Origin of the sequence: Streptomyces sp. NPDC047028 (genome assembly GCF_040644095.1) — a bacterium.
GTDB lineage: Bacteria > Actinomycetota > Actinomycetes > Streptomycetales > Streptomycetaceae > Streptomyces.
Genome location: NZ_JBEYVS010000022.1, coordinates 1 through 25,545, shown reverse-complemented (window position 1 = coordinate 25,545; position 25,545 = coordinate 1). Strand labels below are relative to the sequence as shown.

Below are 25,545 nucleotides of genomic sequence, written 5' to 3'. Positions count from 1 at the left end.
GGGGCGGTTCAGGCCCGGCTCCGGGTTCCGTTGCGGCGCAGGCCCAGGCCGACCAGGACGGCGGCGGCGAGGACGATCGCCGCGTCCAGGGCGAGGACGGTGTGGACGCCGGCCAGCAGGTCGTCGGAGGTCGTCGCCAGCACGCCCAGCAGCGGGATGCCGACGGTGATGCCGACCTGCTGGGTGGAGGTGACCAGGCCGGTGGCCAGGCCCTGCTCCTCGTCCGGGACGCCCGAGGTGACGGTGAGGCCGTACGAGATGATCGCGCCCAGGTGGCACATGCTCGCCAGGGACACCCCGGCCACCGCGACCCACACCGACCAGGTGTGGGCGTTCAGCAGGAGCAGGCTCGCGATCAGCGCGCCCTGTCCGGCCAGCGAGCCGACGAGGGTGCGGCGGGCGCCGAAGCGGCCGATGACCTTCGGCGCGAGGGTGCCGGCGACGGCCGACAGCACACCCTGGACGCCGAAGACCAGGCCGGTCTCGAACGCGGACAGGCGCAGGGTCTCCTGGAGGTACAGGGTCAGGACGAAGATGACCGTCGACATCATCGAGAAGGTGACCAGACCGCCCACGTTGCCCCACGCGACCGTGCGTCGGCGCAGCATCGGCAGGGAGACCAGGGGAGCGGCCGAACGGGACTCGACGACGGTGAACACCGCGAGCAGGGCGAGGCCGGCGACGAGCGTGGTGATGACGTCGGCGCGGCCGAAGCCGTGGTCGGCGGCGGTGGACAGGGCGTAGATCAGGGCGAGCAGACCGCCGGTGACGGAGACGGCTCCGGGCACGTCCAGCCGGGGGCGCTCCGGGATGGGGGCACCTCCCATGCCCTTAAGGCTATGGGGGAGGGACTCGGGCAGCAGACCGGGGGCCAGCGGCAGCACGATCAGGGCGAACACCGACAGCAGGGCCATCGTGGAGCGCCAGCCGAGCGCGTCGGTCAGGACGCCGCCCGCGACCATGCCGACGGTGAAGCCCAGCGACAGCAGCGTGCCCGAGATGCCGAGGGCGCGGTCACGGGCCGGGCCCTCCGGGAAGGTGGTGGTCAGCAGGGACATGCCGGTCGGCACGATCGCCGCCGCGCCCAGGCCCTGCAGCGCGCGGCCGGTGAGGAAGGACGCCGGGTCCCAGGCCAGGGTGGACAGCACCGAGGCGGCGCCGAACAGGGCGAGCCCGGCCAGGAACAGCTTGCGGCGGCCGTACAGGTCGCCGATCCGGCCGAACAGCAGCAGGAAGCCGCCGGAGGGCAGCGCGAACGCGGTGACCGCCCACTGCAGCGCGGAACGGCTCATGCCGAGGTCCGAACCGAGGTCGGGCAGGGCCACGTTCAGGACGGAGAAGTCCAGCGCGACCATGAACTGGGCCGCGCACAGGACGAAGAGGACGAGCTTGTCACGCGTCGACAGCCGGGGGTCGTCGAGCGGTTGGACTTCGGGGACGGTGGTGGGCCGGGTGGAGGTGTCGATCGCCATGGCAAGAGCATCCGGCGCCCGGAACAATGGTGGGGAGTCGGAACTTATGGTGGTGGTGGCACCACCAGACACGACGGGGGGAGCGGTCACGTGGCTCAGGACGAGCTGAAGAGCCGCCGGCTGCGGGAGCTGAGGGAGTTCCTGATGAGCCGGCGGGCCCGGGTGAGCCCGGAGGAGGCGGGCCTGCCGAGCGGCGGGGCCCGGCGCCGTACGCCCGGCCTGCGGCGTGAGGAGGTGGCCGTGCTCGCCGGGGTGGGCGCCTCCTGGTACCAGTGGCTGGAGCAGGGGCGGGACATCTCCGTCTCCCCCCAGGTCCTGGACTCGGTGGCCCGGGTGCTGCGGCTCAGCGACGCCGAGCGCCGGCATCTGTACGTGCTGGCCGGGCTCAACCCGCCCGCGCCCGAAGTGGCGCCCGGGAAGCGGGACATGAGCGACGGGCTGCGGCGGCTGATCGACACCTGGATGCCGTACCCGGCGCACATCATGGACGCGTACTACAACTGCGTGATGTACAACGACGCCGCCGCGCTGGTGCTCGGCATGCGGCCCGGCATCACGCAGAACTGCCTCGTCGACTTCTTCACCGACCCGCTGTACCGGTCGCGGAGCAAGAGCTGGGAGCGGAACGCGCGCACGGTCGTCGCGCAGTTCCGGGCGGCCACGGCGGCGCACCCGGGGGACGACGGCTACCAGGCGGTGCTGGACGAGCTGAGCGCCGCGAGCCCCGAGTTCGTGGCGCTGTGGGCCGAGCGGGACATCGAGGACCAGGGGCAGGTGCGCAAGGAGCTGGACCATCCGGTGGTCGGGCTGCTGGTCGTGGAGTCGACGGCGATGAAGGTGCCGGCGCGGCCCGACCTGTCGATCGTGCTGCACACGCCGCTGGAGGAGGCGAACACCGCCGCGAAGCTGGAGTGGCTCGCCTCTCCGGAGGGCAGGCGCGGCACGATGTACCCCGTGGCTGGGTGAGGGCGTCCGGGCTTCGTATGCTCTGTCCATGACCGAGAGCAGCGCGCTTGACCCCGAGGACCGCAAGATCGTGACCCTGGCCCGTTCCGCGCGGGCCCGCAACGGTGTGCCGGAGGGGGCGGCCGTACGGGACGAGACCGGGCGGACGTATGTCGCCGGATCGGTCTCGCTCGCCTCGCTGGAGCTGAGCGCGCTGCGTACGGCCGTCGCCATGGCGGTGGCGTCGGGCGCGAAGTCCCTGGAGGCGGCCGTGGTGGTCAGCGACGCGGCGGAGGTCGCCGCCGAGGACCGGGCCGCCGTGGCGGACCTGGGTGGCGCCGCGACGCCGGTGCTGCTGGCGGGGCCCGACGGCACGGTCCGGGTGACGGTCAGCGCCGGCTGAGTAGTTCCGCCGACCGAACGAAAGGTCGGCTGGAATTCAACCTTGTGGGGGTCCGGGGCGTACGGGTCAATGAAGGCGTAGTGTCCGACGACCCGTCAGATCCGCATCGCCGTGCCGTGTGTCCGCACCCGCCCGCACGGCCTGCCGTTCGTCGGAGCGTGTTCCCGTCCATCCCCACATGGCATTCCCACAAGGGAAGGGAAGCGGATCCCCATGAGAGGCAAGCGAACAGTCACAGGTGCGGCAGTGGCGGCCGGGGCCCTTGCGGTCGCCGGACTCGCCTTCGCACCCACCGCGGCCGCCGTCACCCCACAGACGGCGACCATATCGGCGAGCTGCGGCATCTTCGGCGGCGGCTCGGCCACCCTCACCGCCACCCAGAGCGGCACCTCGGCGACCATGACCCTCACGTCCAGTGCCATCAGCGCGCCCGTCCCGGTGGCGCAGGACTCGATCAGTTCCACCCTCACCCTGGTGAAGGCCGGCGGCGGCACCACCGCCTTCAGCGGGACGAAGAACCCGGCCATGGCCAGTGGCGACCCGGTCAGCGTCGGACCCCTCAGCGGCACCGTCGCCTCCGGGGACAGTCTGGAGGCCTACGGCGGCTCGCTGAAGATGGTGATCTTCGGGATCACCGTCACCTGCACGGCCACCGCCCCGCAGTCGCCCGGTCCGTTCGTCTTCGACTGAGCGGGACCAGAGCGCGGGAGGGGTGAGTGATCTGTTCCGGTTCCTGCCGGAACTCCCCCGGATGCCGCGGAAACTGATGCTCCGTCAGTTTTCTGCGGCATCTCCATTGACTTCTCACGCCCGCTCCACATCAATGCCCCCTGTCGGCGCAGACGAGCCGCTGCGCCAGCAACCCTCAGGAGGGGGCCCCATGGGTTCGACACCCCGAAGATCCCGACGGTGGCGCTGGGCGTCACTGTTCGGGGCGACCGCGCTCGCGGTCACCGCGGGCGGCGCGCTGGCCTGCCCGGCCGGTGCCGCCGGCACGAACGTGGACTTCGCCACGCACTGCATCCCGCCCGCCATCGCGGGCCTGCCGCCGATCGACGGCACCACCACCGCGAACGTGGCGGTGGACAACACCAGCCCGAAGGTCGGCGACACGGTGACCGTGACGTACACCGTGGTCACGGCCGCCGCGAGCAACCCCACCGACCTGGCGCTGCCGGCCGACATCATGACGCCGACCGGCAAGGTCACCCTCGGTGGCGCGCAGACCGGGGACGTGACCGTCGCCGGTCCGAAGAAGAACCCGCCGGTGCCGGGGAAGGCGGCGTTCCCGTCGTTCTCCATGACCGGCACGTTCACCGTGACCAAGGCCGGCCAGATCACCCTCGCGCCGGGCGACTACAACATCCACACCAGCTACATCATGGAGCTGGACACCCCGTGCACCGTCACGAACCCGCCCGCCCCGGCGTCCGGGACGATCACGGCGACCGACGGCACCCCGGCCAACACCCGGGCGATCTCACTGAGTTCGGCCTCCGGTGACCCGGGCGCCAGTGTCACCGTGAGCGGCAGCAACTTCACGCCGGGCGCGAGCGTCACGCTGGCCGGGCGGGCCGGGGACACCCAGACAGCGGACACCGCGACCGTGACCGCGAACGACCAGGGCTCCTTCAGCGGTTCCCTCACCGTCAACGACAAGACGACGACCGGGATCGTGGCGTACGAGGGCGCCTCCTGGAACTCGGACACGGGCGCGGGCCCCGCTGCCTACGTCGTCAACGACAACACGCCCGTGCCGCCCGGCAGCCAGAAGCTGACCACCACCGTCAAGGCGGGCACCCTGTCGATGACCCAGGCCGGGGACGCCGTGGCCCTCTCGGCCGTCGACTTCGGCAAGGGCGGCGCCTCGACCGGCTCCCTCCAGTCGGTGACCGTCAAGGACTTCCGCGGCGGGCCCGCGGGCTGGTCCCTGACCGGCAAGGTCACCGACTTCACCGGTCCCGGCGCCAAGATCGACGCGAGCAGACTGAGCTGGACGCCGGCCTGCGCCACCAAGGCGGGCAGCCCCAGCACCTGCAACGCCGGCTCGGCGGGCACCGTGGGCCTGACGGGAGCGACCCTGGCGTCGACCCCGGACGGCACGGTCACCGGCGGTGAGTTCACCGTCGACGCCGGACTCTCCCTGGACGTACCGGCGTTCACGCCTCCGGGCTCGTACTCCGGCGTCCTCACCCTCACCCTCACCTGACCCACCGGCCGGGCGCCCCGCCGTACGGCACACGCAACGCCGCCGTACCACCGACGCGGGGTCCGCACCCGCCCGACCGCCCGCCATCCGAGCCCGTGGGGGTCCGCACCCATGCGCAAGCCGCACGCCCTCCTCCTGAGCGTTCTGAGCCTGCTCGGCCTGCTCCTCGCCGGCACCGCCGCACCCGCCCACGCCGCGGACAACGGCAGTTGGTCCGTCTACCCGGTGGCCTCCAGGATCGCCGCGCGCCCCTACTTCTACCTCTCCGCCGACCCCGGGCAGACCGTCACCGACAAGGTGGCCGTCGCCAACAAGACGGGCCGGCCGCTCACCTTCCGGCTGTACGCCGCCGACGCCTACAACACCGCCCGCGACGGCGGTTTCGCCGTGCGCACGGTGAAGGAGACGATGCACGGGGTGGGCGCCTGGGCCCGGACCGCGAAGACCCGGATCACCGTGCCCGCGCACAAGACCGTCACCGTGCCGTTCACGCTGCGCGTCCCCGAGGGCGCCGAACCCGGCGACCACCCCGGCGCGATCGTCGCCCTGGACGAACACGTCGACCCGGGCAGCGGCAGGGTCGCGCTCGGCGTGCAGCGGGCCGTCGGCGCCCGCGTCTACCTCCGGGTCGACGGCCCCACACTGCCCGCCCTGTCCGTCGAACACGTGCACATCGGTCACCACCAGCCCCTCGTCCCGGGCCTCGGCGACAGCACGGCGACGATCACCTACACGCTGCGCAACACCGGGAACGTCACGCTGCACCCGAAGGTGGACCTCAGGGCGCGCGGACTGTTCGGGCGCACGCTGCTCGACCGCGACCTGACCCGGGTCCCCTCCGAGCTGCTGCCGGGCCAGCACGTCACGCTCACCGAGTCCTGGCACGGCGCGCCCCAGCTGAACCGGGCCGCCCTCACGCTCACGGCGAGCGCGCCGGGCACCCGCCAGTCGGCGAGCGCGTCCTTCCTGGCGCTGCCCTGGCTCGTGGCGGCCCTGGTGTTCGCCACCGGAGTGGTGACGGGCGCCCTGCTGGTCAGAGCGCGTCGGGACCGCGCTCGCCGGTCCGCACCCGTACGACCGTCTCGACGGGCAGCGCCCACACCTTCCCGTCCCCGATCTTCCCCGTCTGCGCGGCCCTGACGATCGCGTCGATCGCATCGTCGGCGACCAGGTCGTCGACGACCACCTCGATGCGGACCTTCGGCACCAGGTCGACCCGGTACTCCGCCCCGCGGTACACCTCGGTGTGGCCGCGCTGCCGGCCGTAGCCGCTGGCCTCGGTCACGGTCATGCCGTGCACGCCCAGCTCCTGCAGGGCGGTCTTGACCTCGTCGAGGCGGTACGGCTTGACGATCGCGGTGATGAGCTTCATGCCTGGGACTTGACCTTCTGCGCGGAGGAGACGACGGGGGACGCGCCGACCGGGGCGCCGTGCCCCAGGACCCCGTGATCGTAGGCGCTCTCGGCGTGCACCGTAAGGTCCAGTCCGGTGTACTCGTGCTCCTCGCTCGCCCGGAAGCCCAGCGTTCTGTCGAGCAGTTTGCCGAGCCCGTACGTCACCGCGAACGCGTACGCGGCCACGGCGAGGATCCCCACCAGCTGCCGGCCGAGCGGGGCGAGCCCGCCGCCGTAGAACAGGCCCTCCACACGGCCGGTCATCGCCTTCTCGGCGAACAGGCCGATCAGCAGGGTGCCGATGATCCCGCCGACCAGGTGGACGCCGACGACGTCCAGGGAGTCGTCGTAGTTCAGCTTGAACTTCCAGCTCACCGCGTAACTGCACACGACACCGGCGGCCAGGCCCACGACGAGCGCGCCGAGCAGCGAGACCGTGCCGCACGACGGGGTGATCGCGACCAGGCCGGCGACGGCACCGGACGCCGCGCCCAGCGTCGTCGGGTGGCCGTCGCGCCGCTGCTCGACGAAGAGCCAGCCGAGCAGGCCGGTGCAGCCGGCCGCGAGCGTGTTGAGGAAGGCCGCCGCGGCGAGGCCGTTGGCGCCGAGCGCGGAGCCCGCGTTGAACCCGAACCAGCCGAACCAGAGCAGACCGGCGCCGAGGACCACCATGGGCAGGTTGTGCGGGCGCATGGCGTCCTTCTTGAAGCCCAGGCGCGGCCCGAGGACCAGGCACAGCGCGAGCCCGGACGCACCCGACGCGATCTCCACCGGCATGCCGCCCGCGAAGTCCAGCGCCCCCAGTTTCGCGCCGATCCAGCCTCCCGGGCCCCACACCCAGTGGGCGATCGGAACGTATACGAGCAGCGTCCACACCGGCACGAACACCAGCCACGCCGAGAACCTGGTGCGGTCGGCGACGGCGCCGCTGATCAGGGCGGCCGTGACGATGGCGAACGTCAGCTGGAAGGTGGCGAAGAGAAGGGTTGGCACCGAGCCGTGGACGCTGCCCGGCCCGAGGTGCGCCATGCCCGCCTCGCCGAGGCCGCCGATCAGTCCGCCGCCGATGTCGTCGCCGAACGCCAGGGAGTAGCCGCCGGCCAGCCAGACCACCGTGACCAGGGCGATCGACACGAAGCTCATCATCAGCATGTTGAGGACGCTCTTCGTGCGGACCATGCCGCCGTAGAACAGGGCCAGGCCGGGCGTCATCAGCAGGACGAGGGCGGTCGAGGCGAGCAGCCAGGCGGTGTCGCCGGTGTCGAGGTGAGCGGCTGCGAGGGTCACGGGCGTCTCCAGCGGTGTGGGGGCTCGTCGGAAGCGTCACCGGCGTGCGTTTCCGGTCGCGTACGGGTGTGTTTCCGTGACGTTTCGTTGCGTGCGGGTTTCGTCAAGCTCACACCAAGAGCCGGTGGGGACCGCCGGTGCGGCGCGGTCCGGTGGATCAGGGAGAATGGGCGCCATGAGCGTGCGTACCCAGTCATCCGAGCAGCCGGCCGAGGCCCCCCACCGTGCCGGCTTCGCCTGCTTCGTGGGCCGCCCCAACGCGGGCAAGTCCACCCTCACGAACGCTCTGGTCGGGCAGAAGGTGGCGATCACCGCCAACCAGCCGCAGACCACCCGGCACACCGTGCGGGGCATCGTGCACCGCCCCGACGCCCAGCTGATCCTGGTCGACACCCCCGGCCTGCACAAGCCGCGCACCCTGCTCGGCGAGCGCCTCAACGACGTCGTCCGCACGACGTGGGCCGAGGTCGACGTGATCGGCTTCTGCCTGCCGGCGAACGAAAAGATCGGCCCCGGCGACCGCTTCATCGCCAAGGAACTGGCCGGGATCAGGAAGACCCCGAAGATCGCCGTCGTCACCAAGACCGACCTGGTGGACTCCAAGACCCTCGCCGAGCAGCTGATCGCGATCGACGCCCTGGGCAAGGAGCTGGGCTTCGAGTGGGCGGAGATCGTGCCGGTGTCGGCGGTCGGCGACAAGCAGGTGAGCCTGCTGGCCGACCTGATCGTCCCGCTGCTGCCGGAGGGCCCGGCCCTCTACCCCGAGGGCGACCTCACGGACGAGCCCGAACAGGTCATGATCGCGGAACTCATCCGGGAGGCGGCCCTGGAGGGCGTCCGCGACGAGCTGCCGCACTCCATCGCGGTGGTCGTGGAGGAGATGCTGCCGCGCGAGGACCGTCCTGCCGACCGGCCGCTCCTCGACATCCACGCCAACCTCTACATCGAGCGCCCAAGCCAGAAGGGGATCATCATCGGCCCCAAGGGCAAGCGGCTGAAGGACGTCGGCATCAAGTCCCGCAAGCAGATCGAGGCGCTGCTGGGGACGCCGGTCTTCCTCGATCTGCACGTGAAGGTCGCGAAGGACTGGCAGCGGGATCCGAAGCAGTTGCGGCGACTGGGGTTCTGAGTTTCCCGCCCACCCGCCCACCCGACTCGCTTGGTCGGGTGGTGGCCGTCACGGGGCTTCGCCCCGGACCCCGGGTTTTCCACCGCCCGCCCGGCTCGGGTGGCCGGACATGTTCTGGAGGCCCACCACTCTCAGGAGCTGGAGTTTCTCGTGGGACTCCGTACCCGGGCGGGCCGTGTGGATGATGAGGTGGGTGCGGTGGCCGTTGCTGAGGAGGGCCTCGCAGTCCAGCTCCAGCAGCCCCACCACGGGGTGCCGGAAACGTTTGGTGCCGGGACGGCGCAGCGACACCTCGTGCTCGTCCCAGAGGCGGGCGAACTCCGTGCTGGCCGACCGGAGTTCGGCCGCCAGGGCGGCCGGCTCGGGGTCGTCGGGGTGGGCCGCCGCCACTGCCCGGAGGCTCGCCACGTGAACGCGGGCGTGCCCCGGCAGATCCTCCGGCGGGAACAGCGTGCGGGCAGTCGGGTCCAAGAAGAAGCGCCGGGTCAGGTTCCGCTCCCGGGCCGGGCGGGCGGACGCGTCGCCGACGAGCGCCTTCGCCAGGGCGTTCTGCGCCAGCACCTCCCCGCAGTCCGTGACCACCTGCGCCGCCGCGTCGTGGAGCCGGTCCAGGACCAGCAGCAGCCCCGGCCGGACGTGGGACGACGGCGTGTCCCGGCGCGGCGGTTCCTCACCGGCCAGGTGGAACAGGTGGTCCCGTTCGTCGGCGGTCAGCCGCAGGGCGCGGGCCAGTGCGGCGAGCATCTGGCGGGAGGGGCGCGGACCCCGGGACTGTTCCAGCCGGGTGTAGTAGTCCACCGACATGCCGGCCAGCGACGCGACCTCCTCCCGGCGCAGGCCCGGTGTGCGGCGCCGGGCGCCGGGGGCGAGGCCCACGTCCAAGGGGTCGAGGCGGGCCCGGCCGCGGCGCAGGAAGTCGGCGAGTTCGGCTCGGTTCACACCTCCAGGGTCGTCCAGTGGACGTCGGTTATCCAGGGACTGCCGATCCCCTGATCGAAAGGTCTCTCCCGGCCGGGACGACGCGGCCGGAGGGTGGGAGCAGCCCACGGAGGATCCACCAGCGATCCACCGCATCCCACCGGGAGGAACCCATGCTCACACTCGTCACCGGTGTCACCGGCCAGGTCGGACGCGGCTTCGCGCAGCGGCTGCTGGCCCGGCGGGCGCCGGCGGAGCAGGTGCGCGTACTCGTCCGTGACGCCGGCCGGGCCGGCCCACTGGCCGACCTCGGTGCCGAGGTCGTCGTCGGCGACCTGCGGGACACCGAGGTCCTCGGCAAGGCCCTCGCCGGCGCCGACGCCGTCGTCAACATCGCCGCCGCCTTCCGGGGCGTGCCCGACGAGGAGGTGTGGGCCGTCAACCGGGACGCCGCCCTCGAACTGGGCCGCGCGGCCGTCGCCTCCGGCGTACGGCGGTTCGTGCAGACGAGCACCGGCCTGGTGTACGGCGTCGGACGCGGCCGGCCGCACGTCGAGGACGACGAGACCGTGCCCGGCGGGGCCATGTGGATGACGTACCCGGAGTCGAAGGTGGCGGCCGAGCGCGGCCTGCTGGCCCTCGACGGCCTCGACCTCCGCATCGGCCGCCTCGGCTTCGTCTACGGCGACGGCGACCCGCACCTGCCGAACATCACCCGCTGGACCGCCCACCAGCCCGCCACGAAGCGGCACCATCTCGTGCACGTCGCCGACGTGGCGCAGGGCCTGCTGCGCCTGCTGTACGCCCCCGGCGCCGACGGCCGCGCCTACAACATCGCCGACGACGCCCCCGTCACCGCCCTGGAACTCCACCAGCTGCTCGGCGCCCCGCTCCCGGACTCCGAGGAGACCGACCCCGACCCCTGGCACGGGATCCTCTCCACCGACCGCATCCGCCGCGAACTCGGCTATCGGCCGTACTACCCGACCGTGTGGGCCGCCCGCGACGCCGGAGCGCTCTGACGTACCGGCTCACCGCACGCCGCGGATCCGATTCACCAGCATCGCCCCCGCCAGCCCGGTCACCGCGGCCACCAGGTACAGGGTGCGGTAGCCGCCCAGGTCGTTCACCAGGGGCGCGGCGAGGGCGGGCGCCGCGACCTGGGGGAGGGCGTTGGCCACGTTGATCACGCCCAGGTCCTTGCCCCGGTCAGCGGCCTTCGGCAGGACGTCCGTCATCAGCGCGAAGTCGACGGAGGTGAACACGCCGAAGCCGAGGCCGAGGACGGCCGCGGCGACGATCGCGCCCGGCCAGGTCTGCCACGCGGACAGGGCCGCGGTCGCGACCGCCATCAGCACCCCGGACCACACCACGAACGGCTTGCGCCGCCCCACCCGGTCCGACCACACCCCGCCCACCACGACGGTCGCCACCAGCGTCAGGCTGTTGACGGCCGTCAGCACCAGCACGCCCCGCTCGGGGTCGCCGATGGGGGTCCCCCCGCTCGAGCGAAGCCGAGAGTGGGGGAGGACGCGGTCGCGCAGGTAGTAGAGGAGGTACAGCAGGACCAGGGAGTTGCTCAGGTTGATCAGGAACCGGGTCAGCCACGCCCAGCCCAGGTCCGGGTGGCGGCGCGGACTCAGCCAGAATCCCGCCACGAAGGCCCGCCAGGACCAGGGCGGCCGGTCCTGGGGCGCGAGCCGCAGGTCGTCGTAGCGCAGCACGTACGGCAGCACGCCCAGCAGCGTGAACACCGCGCAGGCCACGTACCCGGCCGTGATCCCGCCGGCCGCCGTCGCCAGGCCCGTGCCGCCGACCACGCCGAGGATCTGCGCCGCCCCCAGCCAGCCGCCCACCGCGCCCCGTTGGAGCCGGGGCACCTGGTCGGGGACGGCCGCCGTGACGGCCGCGAACGCCGCGTTGAGGGTGAGCTGCGCCAGGCACCAGCCGGCCGCCATCGACCACGGCCCGCCGGCGCCCGCGAGCAGCAGCAGCGACAGCGCGCCGCCCGCCGTCCCGGCCACGATCCACGGCGTACGGCGGCCACGGCGGGCCGTGGTCCGGTCCGACAGCGCGCCGAACACCGGGTTGGCGACCAGCGAGACGACTGCGCCGGCACCGGTCACCCAGGCCAGGAGGGACTCCTTCGACATCCCGGCACCGGGCGCGAAGTCCTTCGCCTGGGAGGCGAGCAGGATCTGCAACGGGCCGAACCAGCCGACCCAGATCGCCCCGTTGGCCAGCGACAGCGCCGCCGTCCAGCCCCGGCCGACCGGCAGCACCGGCTCGGCCGGCGCGCACGGGGCCCGGACGGTGTTCATCCCCGCGCCGCCCGCAGCACGTCCCGGAACCAGTGGTAGGAGGCCTTCGGGGTGCGCTTGAGCGTCTGGTAGTCGACGTGGACCAGACCGAAGCGGCGCGCGTAGCCCTCCGCCCACTCGAAGTTGTCCATCAGGGACCACACGAAGTAGCCGCGCACGTCCACACAGGCCTCCGACGCGGCGTGCAGCGCCCGGACGTGGCCGTCCAGGTAGGCGATCCGGTCCTGGTCGTCGACACCCTCGTAGGAGCAGCCGTTCTCGGTGATGACGATCGGGGGCAGCCGGTCGCCGTAGCGCTCCCGGAAGCCGGTGAGCAGCTCGGTCAGCGCCTCCGGTACGACGGGCCAGCCGAAGTCCGTCACCGGGCGCCCCTCGATCTCCCGCACCGAGAAGGGGAGTTCGGCGGGCAGCGGCAGCCCGCCGTACTCGGTGTCGGTGCCCTGGGGTGCGCCCACCAGGGTCGGGGCGTAGTAGTTGACGCCGTACCAGTCGACGGGCTCGGCGATGACCTTCAGGTCGGCTGCGACGTCCCCCGGCATCAGCTCGCCGAGGCCGTCGGGGTACTCGCCCAGGATGACCGGCTCGGCGAACAGGCGGTTGAGCAGGGTGTCGTAGAACCCGGCGGCCGCCACGTCCTCGTCCTTCTGCGACGCGGCCCAGGCGGGGCCGTGGGAGTTGGCGATGCCGATGTCGCGGGCGCCGGCCGCGCGCAGGGCCCGTACCGCGAGCCCGTGGGCGAGGAGCTGGTGGTGGGCGACCGGCAGCGCGTCGAACAGCAGCCGCCTGCCGGGGGCGTGCGCGCCCAGGGCGTGCCCCAGCAGGGTGTGCTCGGCGGGCTCGTTGAGGGTGATCCACTTGCCCACGCGGTCGCCGAGCCGCTCGGCCACCACCGACACGTACGCGGCGAAACGCTCCGCCGTGTCCCGCTCCAGCCAGTCCAGCGAGGCGGGCAGGTCCCAGTGGAACAGGGTCGGCACGGGCGCCACCCCGGCCGCGCACAGCTCGTCCACCAGCCGGTCGTAGAAGTCCAGCCCGCCGGGGGAGTTCACCCGCGGCCAGGAGACCGAGAAACGGTACGCGTCCACCCCGAGACCGGCCAGCAGGGCCACGTCCTCGCGGTAGCGGTGGTAGTGGTCGCAGGCCACCTCCGCCGTGGAGCCGTCCTTCACCCGCCCCGGCTCGCCGGTGAACACGTCCCACACGGACGGCTCCCGCTCGTCCGCCGCCCCCTCGATCTGATGCGCCGACGTCGACACACCCCACACGAAACCGTCCGGAAACCGCGGTATCGGATTGCCCGCATCAGTCGCCATGCGCGGATCATCCTTACCCGGGGTAACAGAAGTCAACGCCCAAGAAAGGAAAGGCGCTCACGGAAGAAGATCCCTATCCTCACCGGATGATCGAAGGAAAGCTCGTACGACTCCGCGCCCTGCGCGCCGAGGACCTGGAAGCCCACCTGGGCTGGCGCAACGACCCCGAGGTGGTGCACTGGGCCACCGGCGGCCACCCGAACTTCGGCCCCATCAGCCGGGAGGCACTGGAAGGCTTCCACGAGGCCCAGCTGCGCCAGGACCCGCGCGAAACGGCGACGTTCACCGTCGAGGAACGCGACGGCGGCCGCGTGATCGGCATGGCCGACTACCGGGACCTCGACACGTTCGCGGGCCGCGCCACCGCCGGCATCACCATCGGCGAACGCGACCACTGGAACGGCGGCTACGGCACCGAGGCCCTGAGCCTCCTCCTGGACCACCTCTTCGGCCCCTGCCGCCTCCACCGCGTCGACCTGGACACCTGGAGCGGCAACGACCGCGCCGTCCGAGCCTTCACCAACCTCGGCTTCACCGAGGAGGGCCGCCGCCGCAAGGCGATACGCGTAGGCACGGAATGGCACGACGAGGTGATCTTCGGAATGCTCCAAGAGGAGTGGGTGAGTACCGCGCTCCAAAGGGGCGCGGGGAACTGTGCGACCAGCCACGACGGCGCCGCAGCCGACTGATGGCCCGTCACGCCCCTTCCTTCAGCAGTCGCGACACCAACTCCCTTTGCTCTTCGGTCAGATGAGGATCCGCCGCGTACACAGTCCGCTCACCCACCGTGATCTCGTAGTGGAACCCGTCGGGCACACCCCGCCCAGGCTCACCCCGGCCGGAGGCCACCGCCCGCTCGGCCAGGGCCTCCCACTCCTCCGCGTCGCCCCGCCCGGCGGTATCCACCTCGGCCCGCCGCTCGATCCCGGCGAAGCCGCCGGTGCGTCGTACTCGAATCCGCATGGCCCTTGTCTAGTACGGATCTACAGCGTCCGCACCCCGACCTGCTCCCAGCCCTTCTGCACGGCCTGGAGTTCGTCGCCCGCGCCGTACCGCTCCCGCGCCGCCTTCACGGTCAGCGTGGCGAAGTCGGCGAACAGGGCGTCCTGGTGCAGCTCGCCGCCGGTCAGCACGTCGTACCAGATCTGCCCGGCCTTCTCCCAGGCGTTGCCGCCGATCGCCGTCGCCACCAGGTAGAACGCGTGGTTCGGGATGCCCGAGTTGATGTGCACGCCTCCGTTGTCCTGGCCGGTGCGGACGTAGTCCTCCATGGTGGCGGGCTGCGGGTCCTTGCCGAGGACGTCGTCGTCGTACGCCGTGCCCGGCGCCTTCATCGAGCGCAGGGCCTTGCCGGTGACGCGCGGGGCGAGGAGTCCCGCGCCGATCAGCCAGTCGGCCTCGGCGGCGGTCTGCCCGAGGGAGTACTGCTTGATCAGGGAGCCGAAGACGTCGGAGACGGACTCGTTGAGGGCGCCGGACTGCCCGTAGTAGTCCAGGTTGGCGGTGTGCTGGGTGACGCCGTGGGTCAGTTCGTGCCCGATGACGTCGACCGGGATGGTGAAGTCCAGGAAGATCTCGTTGTCGCCGTCGCCGAACACCATCTGTTCGCCGTTCCAGAAGGCGTTGTCGTAGTTCTCGCCGAAGTGCACGCTGGCGTCCAGCGGCAGGCCGTCGCCGTCGATGGAGTGGCGGCCGTAGACCTTCAGATAGAGGTCGAAGGTGGCGCCGAGGCCCGCGTAGGCACGGTTGACGGTGGCGTCCGCGCCGGGTTCGGAGCCCTCCTCGCGGACCTTGGTGCCGGGCAGGTCCTGCTGGTGCTGCGCGTCGTAGATGGTGCGGTGCGGCCGGTCCGCTGCGGCCCCGGCCGGCGGGGCGACGGCGGGCGCGCCGATCACGGTGGTCAGCCGGCGCTTGGTGCGCTGGTACGCGTCGTGCTCCAGGGACCGGCGGGCCGGTCCGGACAGCGCGGAGTCCCCGTGCCGGGCGAGCTTGTCGAGGACGTGCGGCGGCACGATCGTGCAGAAGACGGGCTCAAAGCCCCCGTTGGTGGTCATGCCCGCACCATTGCACTGTGTGACGCGACTGTCACTACTCGCAACCATGATTGGTGAAATACGGGGACATTCGTGGTCGCGCAGCGTCACGGAGTGGTATGCCGCCGTGAGGGCGACGTGGCGTACCGCACTTTTCGTCCCTTTTGCCCGCCGCGTTCCGCATACTGATACAGGACCGCCGCACCCGGTACGACTCGGCTACGCTGCGGAGCATCATGCGTTTCGGGCTGCTTCTCCTTAGCTGCCGCGGCGAGGGCCTGTAGACACGGCCGACTCCCTCCCCGCGGTGCTCTGGCGTTGCGTCGTCGGCCGGCCACCCGGATCTCCGGACCACCGGACACCCTGAGGAGCCCACGCATCATGGCGAACCGCCAGCAGCCCACCTCCATGCCGATCCACAAGTACGGCCGCTACGACCAGGTCGACATCCCCGACCGCACCTGGCCGGAGCAGCGCGTCACCACCGCTCCCCGCTGGCTCTCCACCGACCTGCGCGACGGCAACCAGGCCCTGATCGACCCGATGTCGCCCGAGCGCAAGCGCCGGATGTTCGACCAGCTGGTCAAGATGGGCTACAAGGAGATCGAGGTCGGCTTCCCCGCCTCGGGCCAGACCGACTTCGACTTCGTGCGCTCCATCATCGAGGAGGAGGGCGCGATCCCCGAGGACGTGACCATCTCCGTCCTGACCCAGGCCCGCGAGGACCTGATCGAGCGGACCGTGGAGTCCCTGAAGGGCGCCCGGCGCGCCAACGTCCACCTGTACAACGCCACCGCCCCCGTCTTCCGCCGGGTGGTGTTCCGCGGCTCCAAGGACGACATCAAGCAGATCGCCGTCGACGGCACCCGCCTGGTGATCGAGTACGCCGAGAAACTGCTGGGCCCCGAGACCGAGTTCGGCTACCAGTACTCCCCGGAGATCTTCACCGACACCGAGCTGGAGTTCGCGCTGGAGGTCTGCGAGGCGGTCATGGACGTCTACCAGCCGGGTCCGGGCCGCGAGATCATCCTCAACCTGCCCGCCACCGTGGAGCGTTCCACCCCGTCCACGCACGCGGACCGCTTCGAGTGGATGCACCGCAACCTGTCCCGCCGCGAGCACGTCTGCCTGTCCGTCCACCCGCACAACGACCGCGGTACGGCGGTGGCGGCGGCCGAGCTGGCGCTGATGGCCGGTGCCGACCGCGTCGAGGGCTGCCTGTTCGGGCAGGGCGAGCGCACCGGCAACGTCGACCTGGTCACCCTGGGCATGAACCTGTTCTCGCAGGGCGTCGACCCGCAGATCGACTTCTCCGACATCGACGAGATCCGTCGTACGTGGGAGTACTGCAACCAGATGGAGGTCCACCCGCGCCACCCGTACGTGGGCGACCTGGTCTACACGTCCTTCTCCGGCTCCCACCAGGACGCCATCAAGAAGGGCTTCGACGCCATGGAGGCCGACGCGAAGGCCAAGGGCGTCACGGTCGACGACATCGAGTGGGCGGTGCCGTACCTGCCCATCGACCCCAAGGACGTCGGCCGCTCCTACGAGGCCGTCATCCGCGTCAACTCGCAGTCCGGCAAGGGCGGAATCTCCTACGTCCTGAAGAACGACCACAAGCTGGAACTGCCGCGCCGGATGCAGATCGAGTTCTCCAAGCTGATCCAGGCCAAGACGGACGCCGAGGGCGGCGAGATCACGCCGAAGGACATCTGGGCGGTCTTCCAGGACGAGTACCTGCCCAACCCGGACAACCCCTGGGGCCGTATCCAGGTCAGGACCGGCCAGTCGACCACCGACACCGACGGCGTGGACACCCTGACCGTCGAGGCCACCGTCGACGGCGAGGACACGGTGCTGACCGGTTCCGGCAACGGTCCGATCTCGGCCTTCTTCGACGCCCTGGAGTCCATCGGCATCGACGTACGCCTGCTGGACTACCAGGAGCACACGATGAGCGAGGGCGCCTCCGCGCAGGCCGCCTCCTACATCGAATGCGCGATCGACGGCAAGGTTCTGTGGGGGATCGGCATCGACGCGAACACGACGCGTGCGTCGCTGAAGGCGGTCGTCTCCGCGGTGAACCGCGCGGCCCGCTGACCCCGCCCGACCGGGCCTTTTCGGGGCCCCGGCCGCCTCGCACGGCGGCCGGGGCCCCGTCTCTTTCGGCCACCGCGCCCCCGAGGTCACGGAAAGGTCTCGTACGAGGTACTGACTCAGCCTCCGTGATGTGGCTAACATCACGCCAGCACGGCGATGTTGCCGTGCGGTTATGGAGGTGCGACGTGCTGCCAGTACGGGGACGAGACGACCGTGCCACCAGGGCTGTGCACATCCTGGGCACCCGCACCGCCTGGACGCCCGTCGGCGACGGCGAGTTCTACTGCCCCGGCTGCGGAGGCGACCGCAACTACCAGCGGCTGACCGGCCGTCGCCGCTTCACCCTCCTCGGGGTGCCCCTGCTGCCCCGCGGGGTGACCGGACCCGTCGTGGAGTGCGCGGCCTGCCGCCACCACTTCGGCACCGACGTCCTGGACCACCCCACCACCCGCCGCTTCTCCGTGATGCTCCGCGACGCCGTGCACACCGTCGCCCTCGCCGTGCTCGCGGCGGGCGGCACCGGCTCGCGCACGGCCCTGGAGACGGCCGCGTGCACGGTCCGCGCGGTCGGCTTCGACGACTGCACCGAGGAACAGCTGGCCGCCCTCGTCGACGCCGTCGCCGCCGACACCGGCCGGGTCCTCGGCGAGCCCTGCGGCGCGAGCCTGGTGATAGAGCTGCACGAGGCCCTGGACCCCCTCGCCCCGCACCTCGCCCCGGCCGGCCGCGAGTCCCTGCTGCTCCAGGCCGCCCGCATCGCGCTGGCCGACGGCCCCTACACGCCCGCCGAACGCGACGCCCTCACCACGATCGGTGCGGCCCTGACCATCGGCACGACGGAGGTGACCCGCCTCCTGGCCGCGGCCCGCACCCCGTCCTGAGGCTCCGGCGCCCGGGCTCGCGGACAGACTCCGGCCGAGTGTAGACGCGGTGAGTCACCCGGGGGACGCGAAGAGTGAAATTGCCGGGGGCAGGGGATCGACGGGACGTGGACGCGAAGAAACTCCCGGTCGGCTCCAGCGCCGTCGACACCCGCACCGGCCGCATCGGTATCGTCATGGGCCACGAGGGCCCCTACGTCCAGCTGCGGCCCTACGGCGGAGGCCGCGAATGGGACGCCGGCCCCGACGCCGTCCGCCGGGCCACCCAGGCGGAACGAAGGAGCGCTGCGGCGGCCCCCACCGAGCCCCGGGCACATGCCGGCGGCGCGGACGAGGCGCCCTGAACCACCGTCCCCGGCCCCGAACGCCCGCGCGGACGGGCAGAATGGAGACATGACCCCGCCCCGCCCCGCCGCCCACGCGCCGCACCCCCAGAACCAGAAACCGGGTGCACCGTGAGCCTGTTCCGCGACGACGGCCTCGTCCTGCGCACCCAGAGGCTGGGTGAGGCAGATCGAATCATGCCGCGGTTTTCCGGGGGACAACCCCCGTACCCCCGGCCGGCGGTCCGCGGGGGCCGGTCATGAGCCTGTTCCGGGACGACGGCATCGTCCTGCGCACCCAGAAGCTGGGTGAGGCAGATCGAATCATCACGTTGCTCACGCGGGGGCACGGGCGGGTGCGGGCCGTGGCGCGCGGGGTGCGGCGGACCAAGTCGAAGTTCGGCGCCCGGCTGGAGCCCTTCTCCCACGTCGACGTGCAGTTCTTCGCGCGCGGCAGCGAACTGGTCGGACGCGGGCTCCCGCTGTGCACGCAGAGCGAGACCATCGCCCCGTACGGCGGCGGCATCGTCGCCGACTACGCCCGCTACACCGCCGGCACGGCCATGCTGGAGACCGCCGAGCGGTTCACCGACCACGAGGGCGAACCGGCCGTCCAGCAGTACCTCCTCCTGGTCGGCGCCCTGCGCACCCTCGCCCGCGGCGAGCACGCCCCCCACCTCGTCCTCGACGCCTTCCTGCTGCGCTCCCTCGCCGTCAACGGCTACGCCCCCAGCTTCGGCGACTGCGCCAAGTGCGGAATGCCCGGACCGAACCGGTTCTTCTCGGTCGGCTCCGGCGGTTCCGTCTGCGTCGACTGCCGGGTGCCCGGCAGCGTCGTACCCTCGCCGCAGACCCTGGTTCTGCTCGGCGCGCTGCTTACGGGAGACTGGGAGACGGCGGACGCGTGCGAGGCGCGCTACGTCCGGGAGGGCAGCGGCCTCGTGTCCGCCTACCTGCACTGGCATCTGGAGCGCGGACTGCGTTCCCTTCGGTACGTCGAGAAGTCCTAGAAGTCGCAGAGGGAGACGAGAAGCACATGGTCGTACGCGGGATCCTGGGCCGGCAGCGCCGCGAGTACAGGGCGCCGGAGCCGCACCCGTCCGGCGCCCGTGCGCCGAAGCTCCCCGGCGAACTGGTCCCGGGCCACGTGGCGATCGTCATGGACGGCAACGGCCGCTGGGCGAAGGACCGCGGGCTGCCCCGCACCGAGGGCCACAAGGTCGGCGCCGAGCGTGTACTGGACGTACTGCAGGGCTCCATCGAGATCGGCGTCCGCAACATCTCCCTGTACGCCTTCTCCACCGAGAACTGGAAGCGCTCGCCCGACGAGGTCCGCTTCCTGATGAACTTCAACCGCGACTTCATCCGCAAGACCCGCGACCAGCTCGACGCCCTCGGCATCCGGGTGCGCTGGGTCGGCCGCATGCCCAGGCTGTGGAAGTCCGTCGCCAAGGAACTCCAGGTCGCCCAGGAGCAGACCAAGGACAACGACCTGCTCACCCTGTACTTCTGCATGAACTACGGCGGCCGTGCCGAACTCGCCGACGCGGCCAAGGCGTTGGCCGAGGACGTCAGGGCCGGCCGGCTCGACCCGGCGAAGGTCACCGAGAAGACCATCCAGAAGTACCTGTACTACCCGGACATGCCGGACGTCGACCTCTTCCTCAGGCCCAGCGGCGAACAGCGCACCTCCAACTACCTCCTCTGGCAGAGCGCCTACGCCGAGATGGTCTTCCAGGACGTCCTCTGGCCCGACTTCGACCGCCGCGACCTCTGGCGAGCCTGCGTCGAATACGCCTCCCGGGACCGCCGCTTCGGCGGCGCCATCCCCAACGAGGAACTAGAGGCCATGCAGGGCCGCCCCGACAGCAACTGACGACCGACGGCACGCCCGTGCCCCGTAAGGGGCGCGGGGCCGTATCCGATATGCGGCTCCGTCGCGCGGGCGCGACAAGCCACAACGCACCCGCACCCGAAAACGCACCGCACCCGGCGTTTTTTCCCGGCCTACCCCGCGGAGCACTCCGCACAGGTGCCGAAGATCTCCACCGTATGCGCCACATTCACATACCCGTGCTCCGCGGCGACGGCCTCCGCCCACTTCTCCACCGCCGGCCCCTCCACCTCCACCGCCTTGCCGCAGGAACGGCAGACCAGGTGATGGTGGTGCTCCCCGGTGGAGCAGCGCCGGTACACCGACTCCCCCTCCGACGTGCGCAGCACATCGACCTCGCCGGCGTCCGCGAGGGACTGCAGCGTGCGGTAGACCGTCGTCAGCCCGACGGAGTCGCCCTTGTGCTTGAGCATGTCGTGCAGATCCTGCGCGCTGCGGAACTCGTCGACCTCGTCCAGGGCCGCCGCCACTGCTGCCCGCTGCCGGGTCGCGCGGCCCTTCACGGGCGGTCCAGCGGTCGTCACGGGGTTGCCTCCTTCGATGGCTCGCGAGGGCTCCCGTGCCCATCGGGTGTCGTGAGCCGTCGCGCGTCTGCCCGGGCCATTGTGCCAGCCCGGACGGCCGGCGGTCAGACGCCGACCTCGTCGCCGGCCGCCCGTCCCGCCGGAATCGAGCACTCCGCGGGATCACCGGCGGACCGTCCCGCCGCGGCCGAGCGGGCGCGCCGCCGGGCCAGCGGTGTGGCGGCGACGGTGAGCGCGACGAACGCGGCGATGGTCAGCAGGACGATCGTCGCGCCGGGCGGCACGTCCTGGTAGTAGGAGGTGACGGTGCCGCTGACGGTCACGGCCACCCCGAGCACGACGGCGATCACGAACGTGGCGGTGAAGCTCCGGGTGAGCTGCTGCGCCGCCGCCACCGGCACGACCATCAGCGCGGACACCAGCAGCAGCCCGACCACGCGCATGGCGACCGTCACCGTCACCGCCGCCGTGACCGCCGTCAGCAGGTTCAGGGCGCGCACGGGCAGGCCGGTGACCCGCGCGAACTCCTCGTCCTGGCTGACCGCGAACAGTTGGCGGCGCAGGCCCAGTGTGACCAGCAGAACGAACGCGGCGAGCACGCAGATCGCCGTCACGTCGGACCGGGCCACCGTCGACAGCGAGCCGAACAGGTAGGAGGTCAGGTTGGCGTTGGAGCCGCCCGGCGCCAGGTTGATCAGCATCACTCCGCCGGCCATGCCGCCGTAGAAGAGCATCGCGAGGGCGATGTCGCCGCGCGTGCGGCCGTACCAGCGGATGAGTTCCATCAGGACGGCGCCGAGCACGGAGACGGCCGTGGCCATCCACACCGGGGAGGTGGACAGCAGGAAGCCGAGGCCGACGCCGGTCATGGCCACGTGCCCGATGCCGTCGCCCATCAGGGCCTGCCGGCGCTGGACCAGGTAGATGCCGACGGCGGGCGCGGTGATGCCGACCAGGACGGCCGCGATCAGCGCTCGCTGCATGAAGGCGTAGTTCAGCAAGTCCATCAGACCGGCCATCCCGTACGGGTCGATGCGGTGCCCGCGGAAACGTGCGGGTGGACGTGGTCGTGGCCCGGAAGGGCATGCTGCCCGACGGCCTTCGGGGGCGGCCCGTCGTGCAGGACGCAGCCGTCGCGCAGGACGACCGCCCGGTCGATCAGGGGCTCCAGGGGGCCCAGTTCGTGCAGGACGAGCAGGACGGTCGTACCGGCGGCGACCTGTTCGCGCAGGGTCGCGGCCAGCACCTCCTGGCTGGCCAGATCGACGCCGGCCATCGGCTCGTCCATGATCAGCAGCTCGGGTTCGGACGCGAGCGCGCGGGCGATCAGCACCCGCTGGTGCTGGCCGCCGGAGAGCGCGGTGACGGAGTCCCCGGCACGGTCGTCCATGCCGACCCGTTCCAGGGCGCGGTGGACGGCCTCCCGGTCGGACCGGCGGAAGACGCCGAAGCGGGTGCGGGACAGGCGGCCGGCCGAGACGATCTCGGTGACGGTGGCGGGGACTCCGCCGGCGGCCGTGGTGCGCTGGGGCACGTAGCCCACGCGCGCCCAGTCGCGGAAGGCGCGGTGCGGGGTGCCGAACAGTTCGATCGTGCCGCTGTGGACGGGCAGCTGCCCGATGAGGCTGCGGACGGCCGTCGACTTGCCCGAGCCGTTCGCACCGAGCAGGGCGACGACCTCGCCGCGCCGCACGGTGAGGTCGATGCCGCGCAGGACGGGACGGGAGCCGAGGTCGGCGCGCACCCCGCGCAGGGCTACGACGGGTTCGTCCGAGGTGAGGGTCATGGTCCGGTCCTCCTCCATGCCGGTCATGAGGCGCCCAGGGCCTTTCGGAGCGCCGTGAGGTTGGCGTCCTGGACGGAGAAGTAGTCGGTGCCGCGCGACTTCCCGGTGATGCCTTCGAGGGGGTCGAGGACGTCGGTCCTCAGGCCGGCGTCGCCGGCGATGGTCCTGGCGGTCTTGTCGCTGACGAGGGTCTCGTAGAAGACGGTGGTGACGCCGTCGGCCCGGGCCATGTGCTCCAGGTCGCGCACCCGGGCGGCGCTGGGCTCCGACTCGGGGTCGAGGCCGTTGACCGCCTCCTCGGTGAGGCCGTAGCGCTCGGCGAGGTAGCCGAAGGCGGCGTGCGTGGTGATGAAGACCTTGCTCTTCGTGTGCGCGAGGCCGGTCCTGAACCGGGTGTCGAGGTCGTTCAGCTGCCTCACCAGGGCGGCGGTGTTCTCGCGGTAGTCGGCCGCGTGGTCCGGGTCGGCCTTCTCGAAGGCCCTGCCGACACCGGCGGCGACCTGGGCGTAGCGCACCGGGTCGAGCCAGATGTGCGGGTCCTTCGCAGCGCCCTCGGGGTGCGTGCCGCTGTCGTGGGCGGCGGCGTGTCCGCCGACCTCGTTGCCGTGTTCCTCCAGGGTGGTGAGGGAGGCCGCGTCGATCTTCGTCCGCACGGTGGACTGGGCCACCGCGTCGTCGACGGAGGGCTGGAGGTTCTTCAGGTAGAGGACGGCGTCGGAGTCCTGGAGGGAGGCGATCTGCCGCGGGCTCAGCTCCAGGTCGTGGGGTTCCTGGCCGGGGGAGGTGAGGCTGGTGACGTGGACGTGGCTGCCGCCGATCCGCTCGGCGAGGAAGGCCATCGGATAGAAGGAGGCGACGACGTCGAACCTGCCGGTGTCACCCGCGGCCGCGCTGTCGGTGGAGCAGGCGGAGAGGGTGCCGAGGCCGAGCGCGGTGACGGCGGTGACCGAGGTGAGGGCGGCGAAGCGTTTGAGCCGTCGACTTCTGTTCATGACAGTCATTTTCAACTGACATGGAAATCATTGTCAACAAGTCCGGTCGCCGGGCCCCGATCCGCACATGATCGGTACCGATTTGGTTGAGGGGGAGCCCCCGCCGGTACCCTGAAGCATTCGCTGGAAGCATCTCGCTTCAACGCCCGTCGTCGTAATGAAGAGAGCACCGTGGCCGCCGACAAGATCGACACCATCGTCAGCCTGAGCAAGCGCCGTGGCTTCGTTTTCCCGTGCAGTGAGATCTACGGCGGACAGCGTGCCGCCTGGGACTACGGACCGCTGGGTGTCGAGCTCAAGGAGAACCTCAAGCGCCAGTGGTGGCGCTACATGGTGACGTCGCGCGAGGACGTGGTCGGTATCGACTCGTCCGTGATCCTGGCCTCCGAGGTGTGGGTCGCCTCCGGCCACGTCGCCACCTTCACGGACCCGCTTACCGAGTGCACCTCCTGCCACAAGCGGTTCCGTGCCGACCACCTGGAAGAGGCGTACGAGGCGAAGCACGGCCGCCTCCCCGAGCACGGCCTCGCCGACGTCAACTGCCCGAACTGCGGCAACAAGGGCCAGTTCACCGAGCCCAAGCAGTTCTCCGGGCTCCTCTCCACCCACCTCGGCCCGACCCAGGACTCCGGCTCCGTCGCCTACCTGCGCCCCGAGACCGCCCAGGGCATCTTCACCAACTTCGCCCAGGTGCAGACCACCTCGCGCCGCAAGCCGCCGTTCGGCATCGCCCAGATGGGCAAGTCGTTCCGCAACGAGATCACGCCGGGCAACTTCATCTTCCGTACCCGCGAGTTCGAGCAGATGGAGATGGAGTTCTTCGTCAAGCCGGGCGAGGACGAGAAGTGGCAGGAGTACTGGATGGAGCAGCGCTGGAACTGGTACACCGGCCTGGGCCTGCGCGAGGAGAACATGCGCTGGTACGAGCACCCGAAGGAGAAGCTCTCCCACTACTCCAAGCGCACTGCGGACATCGAGTACCGCTTCCAGTTCGGCGGCAACGAGTGGGGTGAGCTGGAGGGCGTCGCCAACCGCACCGACTACGACCTCTCCTCCCACTCCAAGGCCTCCGGCCAGGACCTCGCCTACTTCGACCAGGAGGCCGGCGAGCGCTGGACGCCGTACGTCATCGAGCCGGCGGCCGGTGTGGGCCGGGCGATGCTCGCCTTCTTGCTCGACGCCTACGTCGAGGACGAGGCGCCCAACGCCAAGGGCAAGATGGAGAAGCGGACCGTGCTGCGGCTCGACCACCGCCTGGCCCCGGTGAAGGTCGCCGTCCTCCCGCTGTCCCGCAACCCCGAGCTGTCGCCGAAGGCCAAGGGCCTCGCCCAGGCGCTGCGCCAGCACTGGAACATCGAGTTCGACGACGCCGGTGCCATCGGCCGCCGCTACCGCCGCCAGGACGAGATCGGCACGCCGTACTGCGTGACCGTCGACTTCGACACCCTGGAGGACAACGCGGTCACCGTCCGCGAGCGCGACTCCATGAAGCAGGAGCGGGTGTCCCTGGACCAGATCGAGGGCTACCTGGCCAGCCGCCTGCTGGGCTGCTGACGCCGCTGTAACACGGGTATGCGCCGGACGGCCGCCGAGTCAAAGAAAAGGCGGAGATAGGGA

Annotated in this window: 26 protein-coding genes; 14 read left to right on the top strand and 12 right to left on the bottom strand. The window is 71.4% G+C overall.

The window, feature by feature from the left end:
- Positions 1-8: 8 nt before the first annotated feature.
- Positions 9-1,472 carry an MFS transporter gene (locus tag ABZ854_RS20470; protein WP_361212651.1) on the bottom strand — a complete coding sequence of 488 codons (1,464 nt, stop codon included), beginning with the start codon at positions 1,470-1,472 and terminating at the stop codon, positions 9-11.
- A 90-nt stretch (positions 1,473-1,562) separates the two neighbouring features.
- On the opposite strand from ABZ854_RS20470, the gene ABZ854_RS20465 reads away from it, so the two are divergent.
- The 5 genes from ABZ854_RS20465 (at position 1,563) to ABZ854_RS20445 (ending at position 6,169) form a co-directional block, all read left to right on the top strand.
- Positions 1,563-2,438, top strand: a complete 876-nt coding sequence (locus tag ABZ854_RS20465; protein WP_361212648.1) for a helix-turn-helix transcriptional regulator — start codon at positions 1,563-1,565, stop codon at positions 2,436-2,438.
- Between the two features lie 28 nt (positions 2,439-2,466).
- A complete protein-coding gene (locus ABZ854_RS20460; RefSeq protein WP_361212645.1) occupies positions 2,467-2,820 on the top strand; it encodes a cytidine deaminase in 354 nt (117 codons plus the stop codon).
- Between the two features lie 213 nt (positions 2,821-3,033).
- Positions 3,034-3,510, top strand: coding sequence for a hypothetical protein (locus ABZ854_RS20455; RefSeq protein ID WP_361212642.1), 477 nt, complete (start codon positions 3,034-3,036; stop codon positions 3,508-3,510).
- 190 nt (positions 3,511-3,700) lie between these two features.
- Positions 3,701-5,029, top strand: coding sequence for a beta-xylosidase (locus ABZ854_RS20450; protein WP_361212640.1), 1,329 nt, complete (start codon positions 3,701-3,703; stop codon positions 5,027-5,029).
- Positions 5,030-5,140: 111 nt separating this feature from the next.
- Positions 5,141-6,169: a DUF916 domain-containing protein gene (locus ABZ854_RS20445; protein ID WP_361212637.1), complete on the top strand. Its 1,029-nt coding sequence runs from the start codon at positions 5,141-5,143 to the stop codon at positions 6,167-6,169.
- On the opposite strand, the gene ABZ854_RS20440 is transcribed toward ABZ854_RS20445, so the two are convergent.
- Together ABZ854_RS20440 and ABZ854_RS20435 are read right to left on the bottom strand one after the other, a co-directional pair.
- The gene (locus ABZ854_RS20440) at positions 6,063-6,401 is read right to left on the bottom strand and encodes a P-II family nitrogen regulator (RefSeq protein ID WP_361212634.1); all 339 of its coding nucleotides are present in this window, start codon (positions 6,399-6,401) and stop codon (positions 6,063-6,065) included. The two genes, ABZ854_RS20445 and ABZ854_RS20440, sit on opposite strands and share 107 nt — an antisense overlap.
- The gene (locus tag ABZ854_RS20435; RefSeq protein ID WP_361212631.1) at positions 6,398-7,711 is read right to left on the bottom strand and encodes an ammonium transporter; all 1,314 of its coding nucleotides are present in this window, start codon (positions 7,709-7,711) and stop codon (positions 6,398-6,400) included. Before ABZ854_RS20435 ends, ABZ854_RS20440 begins: the two co-directional genes overlap by 4 nt.
- A gap of 175 nt (positions 7,712-7,886) precedes the next feature.
- Between ABZ854_RS20435 and era the strand changes: the two genes are divergently transcribed.
- Complete coding sequence (gene era, locus ABZ854_RS20430; RefSeq protein ID WP_361212628.1) at positions 7,887-8,840, top strand: GTPase Era; 954 nt, start codon at positions 7,887-7,889, stop codon at positions 8,838-8,840.
- A gap of 48 nt (positions 8,841-8,888) precedes the next feature.
- On the opposite strand, the gene ABZ854_RS20425 is transcribed toward era, so the two are convergent.
- Complete coding sequence (locus ABZ854_RS20425) at positions 8,889-9,779, bottom strand: helix-turn-helix transcriptional regulator (protein WP_361212625.1); 891 nt, start codon at positions 9,777-9,779, stop codon at positions 8,889-8,891.
- A gap of 152 nt (positions 9,780-9,931) precedes the next feature.
- On the opposite strand from ABZ854_RS20425, the gene ABZ854_RS20420 reads away from it, so the two are divergent.
- Positions 9,932-10,780 carry an NAD(P)-dependent oxidoreductase gene (locus tag ABZ854_RS20420; protein ID WP_361212622.1) on the top strand — a complete coding sequence of 283 codons (849 nt, stop codon included), beginning with the start codon at positions 9,932-9,934 and terminating at the stop codon, positions 10,778-10,780.
- A 9-nt stretch (positions 10,781-10,789) separates the two neighbouring features.
- Here the strand turns inward: ABZ854_RS20420 and ABZ854_RS20415 are convergent, their stop codons facing one another.
- Positions 10,790-12,079, bottom strand: coding sequence for an MFS transporter (locus ABZ854_RS20415; protein ID WP_361212619.1), 1,290 nt, complete (start codon positions 12,077-12,079; stop codon positions 10,790-10,792).
- Positions 12,076-13,392: a GH1 family beta-glucosidase gene (locus tag ABZ854_RS20410; protein ID WP_361212616.1), complete on the bottom strand. Its 1,317-nt coding sequence runs from the start codon at positions 13,390-13,392 to the stop codon at positions 12,076-12,078. The genes ABZ854_RS20415 and ABZ854_RS20410 overlap by 4 nt, the downstream gene beginning before the upstream one ends.
- 86 nt (positions 13,393-13,478) lie before the next feature.
- On the opposite strand from ABZ854_RS20410, the gene ABZ854_RS20405 reads away from it, so the two are divergent.
- Complete coding sequence (locus ABZ854_RS20405) at positions 13,479-14,081, top strand: GNAT family protein (protein WP_361212613.1); 603 nt, start codon at positions 13,479-13,481, stop codon at positions 14,079-14,081.
- A 7-nt stretch (positions 14,082-14,088) separates the two neighbouring features.
- Here ABZ854_RS20405 and ABZ854_RS20400 read toward each other — a convergent pair whose 3' ends face one another.
- Together ABZ854_RS20400 and ABZ854_RS20395 are read right to left on the bottom strand one after the other, a co-directional pair.
- A complete protein-coding gene (locus ABZ854_RS20400; RefSeq protein ID WP_361212610.1) occupies positions 14,089-14,355 on the bottom strand; it encodes a protealysin inhibitor emfourin in 267 nt (88 codons plus the stop codon).
- A gap of 20 nt (positions 14,356-14,375) precedes the next feature.
- The gene (locus ABZ854_RS20395) at positions 14,376-15,446 is read right to left on the bottom strand and encodes a M4 family metallopeptidase (RefSeq protein ID WP_361212607.1); all 1,071 of its coding nucleotides are present in this window, start codon (positions 15,444-15,446) and stop codon (positions 14,376-14,378) included.
- Positions 15,447-15,806: 360 nt separating this feature from the next.
- Here ABZ854_RS20395 and leuA point away from each other — a divergent pair, with 360 nt between their 5' ends.
- The 5 genes from leuA to ABZ854_RS20370 all read left to right on the top strand — a co-directional run bounded on the left by leuA (position 15,807) and on the right by ABZ854_RS20370 (position 20,608).
- A complete protein-coding gene (leuA, locus tag ABZ854_RS20390; RefSeq protein WP_361212604.1) occupies positions 15,807-17,528 on the top strand; it encodes a 2-isopropylmalate synthase in 1,722 nt (573 codons plus the stop codon).
- A 185-nt stretch (positions 17,529-17,713) separates the two neighbouring features.
- Positions 17,714-18,409 carry a TerB family tellurite resistance protein gene (locus ABZ854_RS20385; protein ID WP_361212601.1) on the top strand — a complete coding sequence of 232 codons (696 nt, stop codon included), beginning with the start codon at positions 17,714-17,716 and terminating at the stop codon, positions 18,407-18,409.
- Positions 18,410-18,516: 107 nt separating this feature from the next.
- On the top strand, positions 18,517-18,753 hold the full coding sequence (locus ABZ854_RS20380; protein ID WP_361212885.1) for a hypothetical protein: 237 nt from the start codon (positions 18,517-18,519) through the stop codon (positions 18,751-18,753).
- Between the two features lie 239 nt (positions 18,754-18,992).
- Positions 18,993-19,742: a DNA repair protein RecO gene (gene recO, locus ABZ854_RS20375; protein WP_129309267.1), complete on the top strand. Its 750-nt coding sequence runs from the start codon at positions 18,993-18,995 to the stop codon at positions 19,740-19,742.
- 26 nt (positions 19,743-19,768) lie between these two features.
- Positions 19,769-20,608 carry an isoprenyl transferase gene (locus ABZ854_RS20370; RefSeq protein ID WP_361212597.1) on the top strand — a complete coding sequence of 280 codons (840 nt, stop codon included), beginning with the start codon at positions 19,769-19,771 and terminating at the stop codon, positions 20,606-20,608.
- 131 nt (positions 20,609-20,739) lie between these two features.
- Here the strand turns inward: ABZ854_RS20370 and ABZ854_RS20365 are convergent, their stop codons facing one another.
- The 4 genes from ABZ854_RS20365 to ABZ854_RS20350 all read right to left on the bottom strand — a co-directional run bounded on the left by ABZ854_RS20365 (position 20,740) and on the right by ABZ854_RS20350 (position 23,928).
- Positions 20,740-21,150: a transcriptional repressor gene (locus ABZ854_RS20365; protein ID WP_129309269.1), complete on the bottom strand. Its 411-nt coding sequence runs from the start codon at positions 21,148-21,150 to the stop codon at positions 20,740-20,742.
- 104 nt (positions 21,151-21,254) lie between these two features.
- On the bottom strand, positions 21,255-22,157 hold the full coding sequence (locus tag ABZ854_RS20360; RefSeq protein WP_361212594.1) for a metal ABC transporter permease: 903 nt from the start codon (positions 22,155-22,157) through the stop codon (positions 21,255-21,257).
- A complete protein-coding gene (locus ABZ854_RS20355; protein ID WP_361212591.1) occupies positions 22,157-22,936 on the bottom strand; it encodes a metal ABC transporter ATP-binding protein in 780 nt (259 codons plus the stop codon). The genes ABZ854_RS20360 and ABZ854_RS20355 overlap by 1 nt, the downstream gene beginning before the upstream one ends.
- Before the next feature lie 23 nt (positions 22,937-22,959).
- Positions 22,960-23,928 carry a metal ABC transporter substrate-binding protein gene (locus ABZ854_RS20350; RefSeq protein WP_361212588.1) on the bottom strand — a complete coding sequence of 323 codons (969 nt, stop codon included), beginning with the start codon at positions 23,926-23,928 and terminating at the stop codon, positions 22,960-22,962.
- Positions 23,929-24,099: 171 nt separating this feature from the next.
- Between ABZ854_RS20350 and ABZ854_RS20345 the strand changes: the two genes are divergently transcribed.
- On the top strand, positions 24,100-25,482 hold the full coding sequence (locus ABZ854_RS20345; RefSeq protein ID WP_361212586.1) for a glycine--tRNA ligase: 1,383 nt from the start codon (positions 24,100-24,102) through the stop codon (positions 25,480-25,482).
- Positions 25,483-25,545 lie beyond the last annotated feature (63 nt).